General features: G+C 49.3%; 14 protein-coding genes. 3 read left to right on the forward strand and 11 right to left on the reverse strand.

Going from position 1 to position 14,090, the window contains the following annotated elements:
- Window positions 1-7: 7 nt before the first annotated feature.
- From BTJ40_RS14490 to BTJ40_RS14535, 9 genes are all read right to left on the reverse strand, one after another.
- Window positions 8-547, reverse strand: coding sequence for a biopolymer transporter ExbD (locus tag BTJ40_RS14490; RefSeq protein WP_238152011.1), 540 nt, complete (start codon window positions 545-547; stop codon window positions 8-10).
- Entirely contained in the window at window positions 544-1,134 is a 591-nt protein-coding gene (locus BTJ40_RS14495; RefSeq protein ID WP_108733763.1) for a biopolymer transporter ExbD, read from the reverse strand. Before BTJ40_RS14495 ends, BTJ40_RS14490 begins: the two co-directional genes overlap by 4 nt.
- Window positions 1,134-1,865: a MotA/TolQ/ExbB proton channel family protein gene (locus BTJ40_RS14500; protein ID WP_108733764.1), complete on the reverse strand. Its 732-nt coding sequence runs from the start codon at window positions 1,863-1,865 to the stop codon at window positions 1,134-1,136. Before BTJ40_RS14500 ends, BTJ40_RS14495 begins: the two co-directional genes overlap by 1 nt.
- 69 nt (window positions 1,866-1,934) lie before the next feature.
- Window positions 1,935-2,255 carry a hypothetical protein gene (locus BTJ40_RS14505; RefSeq protein ID WP_238152012.1) on the reverse strand — a complete coding sequence of 107 codons (321 nt, stop codon included), beginning with the start codon at window positions 2,253-2,255 and terminating at the stop codon, window positions 1,935-1,937.
- On the reverse strand, window positions 2,252-2,836 hold the full coding sequence (locus BTJ40_RS14510) for a tetratricopeptide repeat protein (protein WP_108733765.1): 585 nt from the start codon (window positions 2,834-2,836) through the stop codon (window positions 2,252-2,254). The genes BTJ40_RS14505 and BTJ40_RS14510 overlap by 4 nt, the downstream gene beginning before the upstream one ends.
- A gap of 32 nt (window positions 2,837-2,868) precedes the next feature.
- Complete coding sequence (locus BTJ40_RS14515) at window positions 2,869-6,003, reverse strand: tetratricopeptide repeat protein (RefSeq protein WP_238152013.1); 3,135 nt, start codon at window positions 6,001-6,003, stop codon at window positions 2,869-2,871.
- A complete protein-coding gene (locus BTJ40_RS14520) occupies window positions 6,000-8,030 on the reverse strand; it encodes a tetratricopeptide repeat protein (protein ID WP_108733766.1) in 2,031 nt (676 codons plus the stop codon). Before BTJ40_RS14520 ends, BTJ40_RS14515 begins: the two co-directional genes overlap by 4 nt.
- 2 nt (window positions 8,031-8,032) lie before the next feature.
- On the reverse strand, window positions 8,033-8,542 hold the full coding sequence (locus tag BTJ40_RS14525; protein ID WP_108733767.1) for a hypothetical protein: 510 nt from the start codon (window positions 8,540-8,542) through the stop codon (window positions 8,033-8,035).
- Between the two features lie 303 nt (window positions 8,543-8,845).
- Window positions 8,846-10,261 (reverse strand): MFS transporter, encoded by a 1,416-nt coding sequence (locus tag BTJ40_RS14535; RefSeq protein ID WP_108735283.1) that lies wholly within the window; start codon window positions 10,259-10,261, stop codon window positions 8,846-8,848.
- 258 nt (window positions 10,262-10,519) lie between these two features.
- Between BTJ40_RS14535 and BTJ40_RS14540 the strand changes: the two genes are divergently transcribed.
- Entirely contained in the window at window positions 10,520-10,933 is a 414-nt protein-coding gene (locus BTJ40_RS14540) for a DUF4174 domain-containing protein (protein ID WP_108733769.1), read from the forward strand.
- A gap of 233 nt (window positions 10,934-11,166) precedes the next feature.
- Window positions 11,167-11,814: an NAD-dependent epimerase/dehydratase family protein gene (locus BTJ40_RS14545; RefSeq protein ID WP_108733770.1), complete on the forward strand. Its 648-nt coding sequence runs from the start codon at window positions 11,167-11,169 to the stop codon at window positions 11,812-11,814.
- Window positions 11,815-11,874: 60 nt separating this feature from the next.
- Here the strand turns inward: BTJ40_RS14545 and BTJ40_RS14550 are convergent, their stop codons facing one another.
- A complete protein-coding gene (locus BTJ40_RS14550; RefSeq protein ID WP_108733771.1) occupies window positions 11,875-12,474 on the reverse strand; it encodes a CPBP family intramembrane glutamic endopeptidase in 600 nt (199 codons plus the stop codon).
- A gap of 380 nt (window positions 12,475-12,854) precedes the next feature.
- On the opposite strand from BTJ40_RS14550, the gene BTJ40_RS14555 reads away from it, so the two are divergent.
- Window positions 12,855-13,436 carry an exopolysaccharide biosynthesis protein gene (locus BTJ40_RS14555; protein WP_108733772.1) on the forward strand — a complete coding sequence of 194 codons (582 nt, stop codon included), beginning with the start codon at window positions 12,855-12,857 and terminating at the stop codon, window positions 13,434-13,436.
- 23 nt (window positions 13,437-13,459) lie between these two features.
- On the opposite strand, the gene BTJ40_RS14560 is transcribed toward BTJ40_RS14555, so the two are convergent.
- The gene (locus tag BTJ40_RS14560; protein ID WP_157954084.1) at window positions 13,460-14,071 is read right to left on the reverse strand and encodes a CPBP family intramembrane glutamic endopeptidase; all 612 of its coding nucleotides are present in this window, start codon (window positions 14,069-14,071) and stop codon (window positions 13,460-13,462) included.
- Between the last annotated feature and the right edge of the window lie 19 nt (window positions 14,072-14,090).

A 14,090-nucleotide genomic window follows, 5' to 3' on the forward strand; every position in this document is an offset into this window, starting at 1 on the left:
ACTTCCATTAACCCTGAGATGCTTTCTGAATAACCGCCAGTGAAACTTTGGTATAGCCAGCGTCTGTACAGCTGGACATCACCTTTTTCAGCAAACTGAACGGAATGCCTCTGTCCGCGAGAATATTGACCTCCGGTGGTTCCGGGTCCTGGCCTCCCTCGACATCGCCCTCACCCGAATCTGCCGAGGCCTGGGCAACACCAATTGCCTTGGCCAGCTCCGCAACCATGGCTTCTTTAATGGCCTCAATAATAGTTTCCTCACTTTCCAACACTTCGGAAGTGGCAATTACCGAGTTGGATTCCACCAGGATTTCATCATTGGTCACCATCAGGGTCACCGTTTCCCGGGGTTTAGTCTCCACCACTGAGTCCGGCAAGGTAATCACCTTGGGGGGCTCCAGCGCTTCATTGCTGGAGGTGTTAGTCAGCAGGAAAAACACCAGGATCGTAAAAACATCCATCAGGGAAGTCAGGTTCATGCCTGAAGTTTTCTTGCGCTTATGGCTTCGCGCCATACGCTTCATGCGTCGGCTTTCATTTCTCATGGCGCATCTCCTATGGAAATATCAGGAAATAAAACCACCTTTTCCACCGCATCCAGATCGCTGGGATCACTCCCCTCAACCCGCACTTCAGCTCCGCGCACAGTATCCATAATGCCCACCAAATGCTCATAGGCGATTGTGGGCTCCATCAAGATGATGGAATCGGTTTTATCCGGATAACTGGCCTTAACTTCCAACAAAAATTGCGTGAGCTTTTTAAGGTCATACACTTCTGCTGTGGGCAGCACAGCGAGAACCTCAGCTTGTTCGGTATCTGCTCCAACGGGAGCCTCAACCGGAGCATTTTCACCCTCGCCATCGATATTCAGGTTGGGGAAGCGAGCGATAACCTTTTCACCATCACTGATTTCCAGGGCTTGTTCTCGCACAACTACCTCCACCGTAACCGTGGGATCATCCGGCGCTCCACCACCGGCACCACTCGGCATATTGAGTTCGAGAATTGTCACCCGCGAAAATACCGCCGATACCAATAGAAAAGGCACCAATACCACCATCAAATTCAAGAAAGCGGTGATATCCAGCTCAGGAGCTTCTTTATCCCGCCCGTGGCGCCGCCTTCTCATTACGCAGTTTCCACTTGCTGTGCTACTGGATTGGTTTTAGCTGGGGCAGTTTTTTCACTAGACAGCTTGGATTTTCCGGGCTCCACTTCAAAGCGGCGACGGGTTGCACCATCAATCAGGTTGGATGCTTTTACAGAGACCATCTCCAGACTGTCGATAATTTCTCCGGTGAGTGAGTTCAGCAGTGCGTGGACGATCAACAACGGGATACCAGTCATCAGACCGAAGGCGGTGGTGTTCATCGCCACGGAAATACTGGCGGAGAGCAGGTCCGCTTTTTCTGCCGGGTTGGCATTGGCTACCGCTGTAAAAGCTTCGATCAGACCCATAATGGTTCCCAGAAGCCCGAGCAAAGTTGCGATATTGGAAAACAAAGCTACGTAAGGGGTGCGTTTTTCCAGCTGTGGAGTAATCTCCATCATGCTCTCTTCCATCGCGATTTCGATATCTTCACGACGGCGAACAGCCCCCTGCCGGGCCAGCCCCATAGACAATAATTTGCTCACACTGGATTCGTCTTGTTTTACCAGGTTGCGGGCGCGATCGAAGTCTCCTGAAGCTAATACCGGCTGAAGCTTATCCCACATATTACGGTTGCTGCGGCGCTCCAAATGCAGGCGGATAAAGCGCTCGATAGCCACAGCACCACCCAGTGCGGCAACCACGAGAATCGGGTACATAAAAGTACCGCCCGTCTGGAAAAACTCGATGACGTTATTGAAAAAGCCCATTACAAACCCTCTTGAGAAATACAGCTAAAACTTGGTGCTACTCCGGCGACAGCCGGAGTCAATATGGCGTTAATCGCCGGACAGGCTGAGCTGGTAGAATTCCAGCTCACGCATGAAAACTTCCTTGTCGAGCGGTTTGAGTTTGTCATCCATCAAGCTGGAGACAAGGTCGCTTTCGACACCCACTTCGGAACTTTTCCAGGGGACAATATAGAGAGACTTAGGGGCTTCCTTGTTACCGATAATGGAAATACCCGACAACTCCTTAATTTTCGAATCCACCTTTTTATCGGTGGATTCTTTTTTCTCCTCACCCTCAGACTGAGCCAAGGCATAAGGAAAAACCATAAAGCTGGCTACGAATGGCAAAGCCCAACGAAGTTTAATCATTTACCAGCCCTCCGTTGAATATCAGCTAACCAGATAGTGACATCCCGGTCCTCTGGTTCCAATTGAACATATTGTTCGAATTGTGCCAGAGCACACTGGAGATCTTGCAGATACAGATCACACAATATGCCCAGATTTTTTATCAAAGGTAGATATTCTGGATTTTCTGCCAAAGCATTCACATATATTTTTCGCGCCTCGGCAAAGCGCCCTTGCTTTCGGTAGAGAACAGCCAGTTCATTAGTTGCCACCGGATGCTTTTCGTCCAGCGCCAATGCCTTTAAAAAAGCCTCTTCCGCTTTTGCCTCATTGCCACTTTTGTAGTGGGCAATACCCAGATTGATATAGGGTGCAGGAAGGCGCTGCTCGCGCTCCACCACTGACCGCAGAAGTTCAATAGCACTCGCATAATCCTGCTCGGCAAGATATTCCAGGGATCGCTCGAAGTCCCGGCTCACACTGCCCGATACCCGTACCGAAGAATAATCAGAGATTTTTCCCGACTTGGTTTGGGTGCTGGCGCAAGCTGCTAACAACAAGGCTAAGCCCACCAGAAAAAACAAACGCACTTGTTTTTGCATAACTTTCCACTCCAAAAGGCAAATGCCAGTTATTACTGACCCGAAACTGCCGATCCCGCTGAGGGCAATTCCGGCTCCGGCGGCAGGGGTACAATATTCTGGAGATACTCACCAGCCTCTTCCGCCCGTGCATAGCGAGCGGGCATTAAATTGGCAAGCTTGCCAATACTTTTATCAATCCAGAGGTTATAAATACCGACGCCCAGCAACTCGACATTCTTCTGGTGAACAGAGATGGCTTTTTCCTCGAAGGGATAAATCTGCTCCTCCAATGCCAACTCATACTCTTCCAGCTCCAGGGCATTCAGGTTAGTTGGACGTTCAGAGTCCTTCAGGGCCACGCTAAAGTGGAGATAAATTTCAGCCAGGTAAAAGGTTGCCGCAGCGGTCACATCGGCCACCTGATAATCAATCAGGTCAGTAAATGCACGGGTGGCTGCTTTCATACGCTTGCGCTTGAGGTTGAGACTTTTCTCGATAGGCGCAACCAAATCCACCTGGGTGAAAGCCTCAAAGCTGGGTTCAGCCAATAGCAGGGCCGCATTACCGGCGAGATAACGGGTGCGGTCGCTGCGCTGGGAACCACCGCGGGACTCAACTTTCACCAGTTCACGAAGCTCTGCCATGTAAAGCTTTTGATTCCCGGACACTTTGTAGATATCGGCAATTTTCTGGCGGGTTTCCAGCGCCGGCTCCATGGGTTCGGGGAAATAATCGACATAGCGACGCAAAACAGACAGCGCTTTAGCGCTGTCTTCTGCCGCTGCATAAAGATCTGCCGCCTGGGTTAAGGCCTCACGGCGTATTTCATCGTCCTCGGATTCCCGCTCAATACGCTCAAATTCCGCTGCTGCCAGCACCAGCTCACCGCTCTCCTGGTAAACCACTGCCAACTTCTTGGTGACATCTTTCGCCAGCTCATGCTCCGGGAAGTAACTGCGGAAGTTATTTAATACCGTTGCCGCTTGCACCCAATCCTTAAGCACGATCAATGATGCGGCAGCATCGTACTCCGCCGTAGCCAAAATGGTCGCACCGGGTGCAGAACCTCGAATACGCAGGAAATGGCTCGCTGCGGTTGCATGATCCTCCTGCTTACGGGCCATATCACCCTGCTGGTAGATAGAAGCCGCCAGGTTATCTACCAGACCCGCCCTATCCTTTGCATCCTGGGCAGTCAGCGTCAACGTTTCACCGTAAGCGATTTCTGCATCCGCAAAGGCCGCAGTATCGAAAGAAGCGTGAGCCACCAGCAGCCAGGCAGAACGTCTGATCTCCTGCTCCGCAGTGGGGAACTGCTCCAACAGTGAACGACCATTGGCGATCGTCGGGGCAAAGTCTTTTAACCCGTAGAGATCCTCCACCGCTCCGAGCATGATTTGCGGTGCTTTAGCATGCTCGGGGAATGCGGCTGCGAAAGTCAGCGATGAACGGATAATTTCCCGTAATAGTGGTGCACGCTGCTCTTCCGTTGCATCTTTTAAGTTATTGGCCAGATGTTCGCGATAAGCGTAAACCGCTGCGTAACCTGCTTCGCTGGAATCCTTATGCGCAGGATATTCATAGGCCGTACGCTCGTATTCCAGAGCCGCACCATGGAAATCCCGGTTTTCCAACATCAATCCGGCAAGCTGATAATTGATTTCCGGTGCGCGCTCAGTTTCCCGGAAGGAATCGAGATAGCTGCGATACCAGTGAATCGCCTCGCGATAATTCTCGGCCTTCTTATCTTTTAACTTCTTATTCTGGTAAGCCGCATGGTAGTGCCCGGCGAGGTCGATCAGGTTGGTCTGCAGGAAGGCAACCACCTCTCCGTATTCATTAATATCGAAGACAGTCCAGTAATCGGCATTAAGTGCATAAGTAGTGGCGAAATCCTTCTTCGCTTCCAGCACCAGCTTGGGGAAGCCGCCTTTACTGTAAATTTCAATAACACGAATTGAGAAATCCGCAGATACTCTGTGCAACTGGTTTCGATCAACAAACGCAATATAGGATTTTGCCGCATCCTGGTAGCGGCGCTTTTCCAAATAGTATTCACCCAGCTGGCTGTATACCCGGAATTCGTAATCTCTATTGCCCTTGCGAGTGAAGTAATCGACAACCGAATCAGGGCCTTCCAGGTAAGAAAAGCTCAAGCTGACCACACGGAAAGTATCGTCAATATGCTTGCGCTCGCCCTTATTGTTTTGCTGGTCGAAGTCATAGCCCTGGGAGACTTTGTAATCCAGCATGGCGATATAGTCATCCAGGGCCATTTCATACATATCCTGCTTAAACAGCGCCCAACCGCGTTTATACAGGGCAAGCTCGTAGAAACTGGATATCACACCAATATCGATAACTTTTCCGTAGGACTCTTCCGCATCGAGAAACTTCTTGCGAGTAAAATAGTATTCACCCAGCCGGAACCAGGATTCATCGATATGTCGCGAGTCCGGATAGTTGGCCACCAGCTGACGCAACACATCCACCGCTGCATCAATCTCTCCCGCCTCTTCATAAGCCCGGGATAACTGATACATCACCTGGTCGTTGCGGTGATACAGGGGGTACTTTTGCAGTAATTTAATATAGAGATCGATAGCCTCGCGGGCATTGGCTGACATCATCTCCTCAGAATCAACGCCCGGCGCTTCAAGCGGAGTATCATCTGCAGCTATTTCAATACTGCCACTAGCGCGGGTTTCAAACTCCTCATCAGACTCGACAACCTCAGGGGCCTGCTCCTCAGTCACTACCGGCTCTACCTTCGCCACCGGCGCTGTCGTCTCTGGAGCATCCAGGGTATTTTCAGCCATAGCTTCTGACGCATCGACAGAGATCACCGCCCCGCTTCCAGCAGCTACTCCAGCAAGGTTATCGAATTCTGCATCTTCAGCGCGGTGTGCCTGCTTGATTTTCAGGTCGGCAATCCTGCGCATCGCCTCGGGGGTCAGCTTGGATTCAGGGGTTTCCTGCAAGTACTTCTGGTAGCTGGCCAGCGCCTTCTCCAGGCTGCCATCAATATGCTCTTCCTTAATTTCTACTTCGACATTTTGAAGACTACCGATGGTCTTGCCGCTGTTTCCCGCACAACCCCCTAGCACTATAAGTGCAGAGAGAAGACCGGCGGCGCGATTGAGAGATTTACCAGCTCGAGATTTAGATTTGAGCAACTTACTCACGAATCGCCCCCCTCTGCTGATTCTTCTTCCTCCACCGGCTCCATCTCCGCTGGATTCTCCTCAGGGATTTGCTCTTCCAACAGTGCCTTGTGCTGCTCTACCTTGAATTCATCTTCACGCTGCTCCTGCAGCTCATTAGCGCGGTCATAGCTGTCTGCCAGGGCGAAGCGGGCTTTGATTTGATAACTTTCCAACTGTGCGCGACGGCGTTCCAACTCAGCAATTGCCAATGCCTCAAGCATGGTACCCTGGCGCGCCATCAGGGTTTTCAGTCGCCGCTGGGTTTGCTGGATACGCGCGCGCAAACGAGTAATATCGCGGTCGTAACCGGTATAGCTGTGAGTTGCCGCCTGGCGACTGCGCACAAAGGAGTCGTAAACAGACTGGAGACTTTCGATCTCCTGGTTTAATTCCGCCAGGTGTTTGTAGGCCTCGGTCAAACGCTGGTCGTACTCAAAGGAAAGACGCAGGTCCAAAACACCTTTGAGCCGCTGTACCCGCTCCAAAGTAGTTTCAGTAAAGCCCTGGGGATGCTCAGCAATTTTTCCGCTAAGTTCCAGAAGCTTCAATCGCGCTTCCTGCTCTTCGGCCGTTGCCAGGTATTCTGGTCGACGGGAAATCAACATCTGCTCTATACGGCTGGCAAATTGATCACGCTGTTCCATCCGTAATTTGATACGGGCATCGAGTTCCCGGAATTGCCTGTCCAGCTCCGGCAACAGGGGCTCGTAATAGTTGCGGCGAATACGAATAACATCGTCGTAGGCTGTCAGGCTTTTTAGCCACTCTTCATTGCGCTCATATAAATCGTTGAGGTCGCGATAGTTACGCAGAAATTCCTGATAGTCATTGGACGCCATCAGATCGAGTAAGTAATGGGTTTCTGGAGCTTCCGGCAAATTGCGTAAGGCCACTACCCAGTTCTGTACCTGGGTGGCCTCTTTACGGCGCAGCGCCTCAAGGAACTTACCTTTGCGAATACTATGAATAGACTGAGTGAGGGTATCAATCTCACGCCCGAAGGCGTCCAGCGCGCGGCCATAGTTAATTGCAGCGGTACTGTGGACATCCAGTTTGCCGTAGGCATAGGGAACCGCCAACATGACCTCTTGCACTGGCTCACTGGTGCCTTTGCGGTCTTGCAACAGTCTCCAGGGCACCAGCGCCCGGTCATAGCGACCTGCACGGGCCTCTACCCAGCCAGCACCCAGCAGCGCCCTGTTTGAGAATGGGCCATCGAGGTTTACACGATCAAAATAGGGGCGCGCCATATCCAGCTTGCCCAGCTCCATTAAATGGGAGCCCAATAAGAGGTTGGTTTTATCGTAAAGGGCCTGCAGGGCCGCCTCTGAACTGCGCTTTCTTCCCAGTGCAGTCAACTCCAGAACACCGCGTTCCTCTTCTCCCGCCTTCAGTTGGGCAATACCCAAATTGAAGGAAACAAAGCCCTCTAGCGACTCTTCACCCTTCAGGTCTTGCAGCAGTTCTACCGCCTCCTCGAATCGACCGAGCTGCATATAGACTCGAGCACGTAAAAACTGCTCATCTGCACGGACCCTCTCGGGAACCCGCCCGTCAATCATTTCCAGGGCGTGTAAGGCGTTGCGCGGCTGTTGTTTGTGATAGTGAATTTTTGCCAGTCGATACGCGGCTTCATTGCGCACCGGCTGGGAAACATTTCCCTGCAGTACAGCCTCAATAGCCCGCCCGGCCTCCCTGTGCATTCGATAGGACAATTCCAAGTCACCCACCGAAAACTCAGCTTGCCCCAAGTGCGCACTGAAAGGATCGAGTTCAGGCTGATCTAAGCGGTGATACTGAGCAAGTTCTGTGTCCAGTGCCACAATCGCATCAAAATAACTTTCCTGATGGGCATGAAACATTGCCGCACCGAAAAACAGGTCTTTAAGTTCTGCCTGCGGTTCAGCCGCGGCTTTAGCGGGAAGAGCAGCCAAAGAACAAAGGGATAGAGCACCAAGCATCATCCTGGTTTGACAGGACAACACATTTACCAGGGACCTGAGCATGATTACCAGTCCTTGAAGTTTATCGTGGACTCGGTTCCCAGAACCTTAATCTCGACAAATTTAGGACCCACTGCTTTCTCCACGGTGTAGGAAGCCGTAGCCCTATACTCCTTTCCAGATGGAGTTTTACCGATAAAACTAACCTCTAATGGGTGCCCACCCACTTGCACATTGCCAGTGTATATTTTTTGTACCCCACCTTTTTGCAGGGATTCAATTTCCCGATAGGTATAGAGATGATGGGCAACAATTTTGCCATTGAGTGTTACCTCAACCGATTCCAGTTCGAAGGGCTTCTCATCAGCCACTGAGACAAAAAGTGCTACTTGCGTATTCGAAGGAAATAACAGCTTTTCCTCCAACTGCGCCAACTCAGCGGTAAGATCAATTACATCTTTCTTAACATCCTGGATCTGCTCATCCAGGCCACGGATATCATCTCTATTAACGCTCTGAGCATGCCCAGCACTGGCCAACAGAAAGAAAAGTACAATCTGAAGAATTCTGAACATGCGGCCTACCTCCGACCAAACCCTAAACTTTCAACTCCTGCCAGATAACCTGAAACAGGATCACAAAATACCCAGGCGCAACAGGGCCTCGAGCTGCGGCATTGTATTGAATAGAGGACTAATCAGATGTGAGGAAATTCAAATCTCACAAAAACTCAAAGAATGGATAAATTTTGAAAAGCGATTTAAAAACCCACCATTGAGACATGCTTCTCAAGATAGTTGTGCGGCAAATCAAATTTAGAGTCAGCTTTGATTGATATCCCATCAAATTGCACAAAAGCATACCAACAATATAAATATTCAGTGCAATTCCCCGCTCTGCTCCATGGGCCTCCCAATGACAAAAAATAAACAAACTATCAGGCCCACTAACGCCAGGTAAGCATTTACCGTGAAGGCTCTATCTATACCTGAAGGAACATCCGGCGCAAAAGCGACGATGGTAGCATTCATACCCAGTCCCACCGCTCCACCGCCAATCTTAAACATATAGAGAATAGCGCCAGCCAGGCTTGCGCGATGGGGCTCCACCACAGTGATACCTGCAGTAGTGCTGGAGGGGTTAAACAAGCCGATACCAACACCCAAAACGATCAATCCCGGACACATTTCGAGAAAGCCGGTATCCGACGTCAGATCTGAGAGCAGAAACATTCCGACGCTCATCCCCAGAATCCCCAAAGAAACAAGCAACTTTGGCCCGGCCACTTCATAGAGACGACCGGAGATAACAGAAACCAGTGCCGATACAACCATTAGCGGGATCAAACTCATTCCGGCCTGAAGCGCTGAATAACCGCGATAATTCGCCAAGAACTGTGGCACATAGAGGACGGCTGACAAGAAGACTACTGAAATTAGTAGTGTTGTAACACCTACAGCCAAGAACTTTCGATTCTTGGCAATATCCGGGGGAATCAAGGCATCTTTGCCAACTTGATATTCCACAACGGTAAACAGGCAAAGCAGAACCAGGAAAAGTACCACCAGGCTAATAACCGCTGGATGCTTAAAACCAATTTCCGCAGAAACATCCAGTGCAAACAGCAGGCAAAATAAAGAGGTGCAGAGTAACAACACACCGGGCAAATCTATTTTTTCCTTGATGTCCCGAGGCTTATCCGGCGGCACTACCCACCAACAAGCCAGCATTGATATCATAGCGATAATAACATTTAAGAAAAATATCCATCGCCAACTGAAAAAGTCAGCGAGAAGCCCTCCCAAAACCGGTCCGATCGCATTACCTAAACCACAGGTAGCCATCAGAATACCACCCGCCAGCCCCGACCGCTCATAGGTCATTAAGCTAAAGGTCATTGCCAATATTGAAGGCCACATCAGGGCCGCTCCCATCCCCATCAAGGCCCGGGATATCAATAACATCCACATATTCATGGCCAGGCCGCCAAACACGGAGAAGAAAATAAAAATCCCCGCTCCAATCATAAATACTCTGCGGCGACCATAGATATCCGCCAAGCGCCCGCCTGTAATGATGAAAACACCAAAAACCAGGGCGTAACCATTAATAATCCATTGGGAGCTGGTTATATCTGCATTAAATTCTCTTTCAATAGCAGGAAGTGCGGGGGAATAAGCGGTGAAGTCATTACTGATAAGGAAGGCCGCGAGAATTAATGCAGCCAGTCCAAGATACTGTTCACGTGTAAATCCGCCGCTCCCTTTCGCCACACTGCGTAATTCATCTGGCATCCGAGCAGCTCCAGCGATCTTTCGGAAACCCATTGGTCTCCAGAATATTTTTGATACTTTCGCTTAGAGATTAGACTACCCAGATAATTTTGAGCCACATGACCGCCAGGTTCTCACTGTCGATAGGGATTATCTTCGCCTTGTAACTGGCAGTTAATAATTTAAGCTTAAGAATATCCGAGCACTTGCGATCTGGGTAATGCGAATCACCCCCCCAGCAGAGCTCTTAAAAATTATGCTTATAGATGAGATTAGTTAATGCACAAGTCCATTGTACTTATCTTGGTTCTGTTTATCTCTCCCACATTCGCCCAAGGATCTACTGTGAGCAGTCTGAAAGACTTTCAGTGGAAAAACCGCATCCTGTTACTTAATATTCCTGAGAATCCCGATAGTACAATCAATGAATTACTCAAGTTAGCACCGCAGTTTGCTGAGAGAAATCTGATATGGTTCCTATTCTCTAACGGTACTCTTGAAACTAACTTTCCTGGCGAGGTCACGGATAATTTTGCCAGTAATGTAAGGAACAAATATTTACAAGGATCTGGAATGCAAGTAATTCTTATTGGAAAGGATGGGGGCGTAAAGTACAGATCAAATACCTTCTCGGCCGTCGAGATTTTCCAGCGAATCGACAGTATGCCAATGCGCCGGGATGAGATGCAATAGCTACGATCCCCGTAACTAACGCTTAATTATGGAACTTGGATAAAAAATTAGCCTTATTACCTGAGCATTGCTGAAGAGCAGCAGGCCAGGCTATTTGCGCTACCCAAAGCTCATATTTGGCTGCCTGCTTGAAATCCACTTCAAAGAGAAAACATTGACAAACACAGATACTTCTGGGCTAAAGCGTCCGCTTGGTCTCTGTCAGTTTATCTTTCAATGGAAGTCTATCTTCAATGACCCAAAAAGCCATTATCGTCGGGGCTACTGGCCTTATCGGTGCACATCTCACCGAACAACTCGCAGGGGAGGAAACCTTTGATGAAATACTTACCCTTACCCGACGACCCCAAGCAGCAGCTAGTACCAAAGTACACAACCATATTGTCAACTTTGACCGACTAGAGGAAGCCGCTCCTCTTTTCCAGGCGAATACTCTATTTTCCTGCCTGGGCACCACGCGCAAACAGGCCGGTAGCCTGGCTGCTCAGTACCGGGTAGACGTTGAGTATCAGTATAAAGCTGCCCAAATGGCGGCTGAGGCAGGGGTAAGTCACTATCTATTGGTTTCATCCAGTGGAGCTAACAGCAAAAGTGCCAGTGCTTACTTACGGATGAAGGGAGAGCTGGAGGAAAAGATCAAGAAGCTGCCTTTTGAGCGTATCAGCATACTGCAACCTTCCCTGCTGCTGGGCAATCGGGGGGATGCCCGACCGGGAGAACAAATCGGAGCTATCCTTCTTCCCCTAATTTGTAAACTGCCCGGCCTTAAGCGTTACAGGCCCATTGAAGGGCGAGAAGTGGCTGCCAAGATGGTCCGGTTAAGCCAACAAGAGCAAACCGGTATCGAAACTCTGCGCCTGGATCAGTTATTTACTTCTTGAAGCTCCAAAAGCTGAATCAGGGAGCACTAGAAAAAGTTGATAATTCCCAGACATCCACGTTTATTCTTCTATCGTTATTCCTAGCCAGTGTGGGTATTGGGTCAAAACAATAAGGACAATTGCATCATAAATTGCATGCCAGATTATCACTCCCAACAAGCTTCCGAACACTTGATAAACCACACCTAATACCAAGCCAATCCCAAAGGTGACAACAATATATACCCAGGAGGAAAAGTGAAATAGTGCGAATGCAGTAGTGGCGGCCAACACCCCCCAAAAAGGTGTACTAAGTTCTGACAACCAGGACTGTAAGAATCCCCGAAATAAAAGCTCCTCACAAATTCCGACTACAAGAGCAATTAATAGAAGTTGAAAAAAAGACAGTTTTGAAAATAGCGGAATCAAAACCCCTGTCTGTTTCCGCAATAAGTTGCCAAATGATGTATCCGAGCGGGTGAGTAACAGAATTGCTCCGCAGGTAAAAACCGCTCCAAGAATACCAATTATCACCTGTAACCCCACACCATCACCAATAATCAAAACCTTAGGAGAGGCCAGATAAAAGCCCAGAAAGGCCAGCAGCAAGCAAACAATCTGAGTACCTATTAATGGGAGAAAAACTGGTGGGTTCCCTTCTTTTTGGTCAACAGCATCCATTTATGACTTCCCTTTATTGAAAAATTTAATAACCTGAAAGGGCTTAGGGGCAAAGCAATTACGTCTCAAGAGAGTCTATTTACTACAAATGAAATCTGATGGAACAAATTGCCAACAACATAGGCTCATTAATGTAACAAAATTTTTTTAGAGTCATTCCAGTGCCAACTACAAAACCGACAGGGAATTAAGTGACATTATCGTCTTCCGAAAACCGGTTCAACTGCTTTCACAGGGAAAGGATATATAAGTGCTATGCTCGACATTGGGAAAGTACTGCCGAACTCATGACTCAGGGAAGTAAGTAATGCCCTAGTTTCCTTTACGACTGATTGACATATTCTGTGCCGCACCTGACTGCACAGCAACGAACTCCTATCATGGAACAAGAGATCATAGGGCTGGGCCAGCTGCTGAAAGATATCGAGGCAAAAAGCCAGGGGCGGGAGCATATCTCTATCCGGCATGTAATTGAGGCTGTAGGCCTCAGATCCTTTGCCCCTTTCCTTATCGTAATTGGACTGATCTTGTTTTCCCCTCTCAGCGGTATTCCAGGACTATCCACCGCTATGGGTGTTTTACTGCTACTGGTCGCGATACAACTGCTGCTTCATCGCAAACATATCTGGCTTCCACAATGGCTTCTCAATCGCTCCATTTCCAGTAGAAAGCTTATGAATGCGCTGCATTGGATGCAAAGACCGGCGCGCTTTGCCGACCGCTGGATTCAGCCAAGAATGGAGTTTATTGTCCGCAGCTATGGGACTTATGCTATTGCCACTACGTGCACAGTTATCGCCTTGACCCTGCCTTTGATGGAAGTAGTGCCCTTCTCTGCCTCAACTGTAGGCCTCGCCCTTACAATTTTTGGGCTGGCCCTGGCAGCCCGAGATGGGCTTCTTGCCCTGATTGCATTTATCATCACCGTATCAGTATTACTGCTGATTATTGCCGCGATATAAAGTAAGCGCGCGGATGTTGGCCGCTAATCTCGCCTGGAAATTTCATTGTCCATTCCCAACATGTGGGGAAAACGGACTATGGCAAAAATCGCGAACAGATCATAAATCGAGTGCCACACCATAACCCCCACCAGCCCCCCGGACATCTGGTAAAAGATTCCTAAAATAAGTCCGATCATAAAAGTGAGGAAGAAGTAAACCCAGGACGCACAATGCAACAGCGCAAATATCAGCGACGCCCCCAACAACCCTAAAAATGGCGAACTGAGCTGCGAGAGCCACGACTGTAAGAAACCACGAAACAGCAGTTCCTCACAAATACCGGCGGCAATGGCCACCCATACCATTTGCGAGGAAGTTAATTTAGAGAACAGCGGGGTCAACTGAAGGCAGTGTCGCCGCAATATATTCCCGAAAAGGGTCTCAGAGCGGGCCAGTATCATCACAACAGAGAAAGTCACAACAGCGCCCAACAGTCCTAGAAACAGCTGCAACCAAACCCTGTCCCCAAATACTGAAATCTCTACAGGAGCAAGGTATAGACCTAAAGCTGCAAGCAACAGGCAACCCAGCTGAATATCCATTAAAAAAAAGAAAACCGGCAGGCTCCGCCTTACCGGGCTCGTTACTTCCATTCCTGGCCTTTCCTTTTTC

Source organism: Microbulbifer sp. A4B17 (assembly GCF_003076275.1).
GTDB lineage: Bacteria > Pseudomonadota > Gammaproteobacteria > Pseudomonadales > Cellvibrionaceae > Microbulbifer.

Coding starts and splice junctions, on each gene's coding strand:
- BTJ40_RS14560 (WP_157954084.1), bottom strand. CDS start 14,071: ATGGAAGTAACGAGCCCGGTAAGGCGGAGCCTGCCGGTTTTCTTTTTT.
- BTJ40_RS14505 (WP_238152012.1), bottom strand. CDS start 2,255: ATGATTAAACTTCGTTGGGCTTTGCCATTCGTAGCCAGCTTTATGGTT.
- BTJ40_RS14545 (WP_108733770.1), top strand. CDS start 11,167: ATGACCCAAAAAGCCATTATCGTCGGGGCTACTGGCCTTATCGGTGCA.
- BTJ40_RS14540 (WP_108733769.1), top strand. CDS start 10,520: ATGCACAAGTCCATTGTACTTATCTTGGTTCTGTTTATCTCTCCCACA.
- BTJ40_RS14510 (WP_108733765.1), bottom strand. CDS start 2,836: ATGCAAAAACAAGTGCGTTTGTTTTTTCTGGTGGGCTTAGCCTTGTTG.
- BTJ40_RS14535 (WP_108735283.1), bottom strand. CDS start 10,261: ATGCCAGATGAATTACGCAGTGTGGCGAAAGGGAGCGGCGGATTTACA.
- BTJ40_RS14495 (WP_108733763.1), bottom strand. CDS start 1,134: ATGAGAAGGCGGCGCCACGGGCGGGATAAAGAAGCTCCTGAGCTGGAT.
- BTJ40_RS14520 (WP_108733766.1), bottom strand. CDS start 8,030: ATGCTCAGGTCCCTGGTAAATGTGTTGTCCTGTCAAACCAGGATGATG.
- BTJ40_RS14555 (WP_108733772.1), top strand. CDS start 12,855: ATGGAACAAGAGATCATAGGGCTGGGCCAGCTGCTGAAAGATATCGAG.
- BTJ40_RS14490 (WP_238152011.1), bottom strand. CDS start 547: ATGAGAAATGAAAGCCGACGCATGAAGCGTATGGCGCGAAGCCATAAG.
- BTJ40_RS14500 (WP_108733764.1), bottom strand. CDS start 1,865: ATGGGCTTTTTCAATAACGTCATCGAGTTTTTCCAGACGGGCGGTACT.
- BTJ40_RS14550 (WP_108733771.1), bottom strand. CDS start 12,474: ATGGATGCTGTTGACCAAAAAGAAGGGAACCCACCAGTTTTTCTCCCA.
- BTJ40_RS14525 (WP_108733767.1), bottom strand. CDS start 8,542: ATGTTCAGAATTCTTCAGATTGTACTTTTCTTTCTGTTGGCCAGTGCT.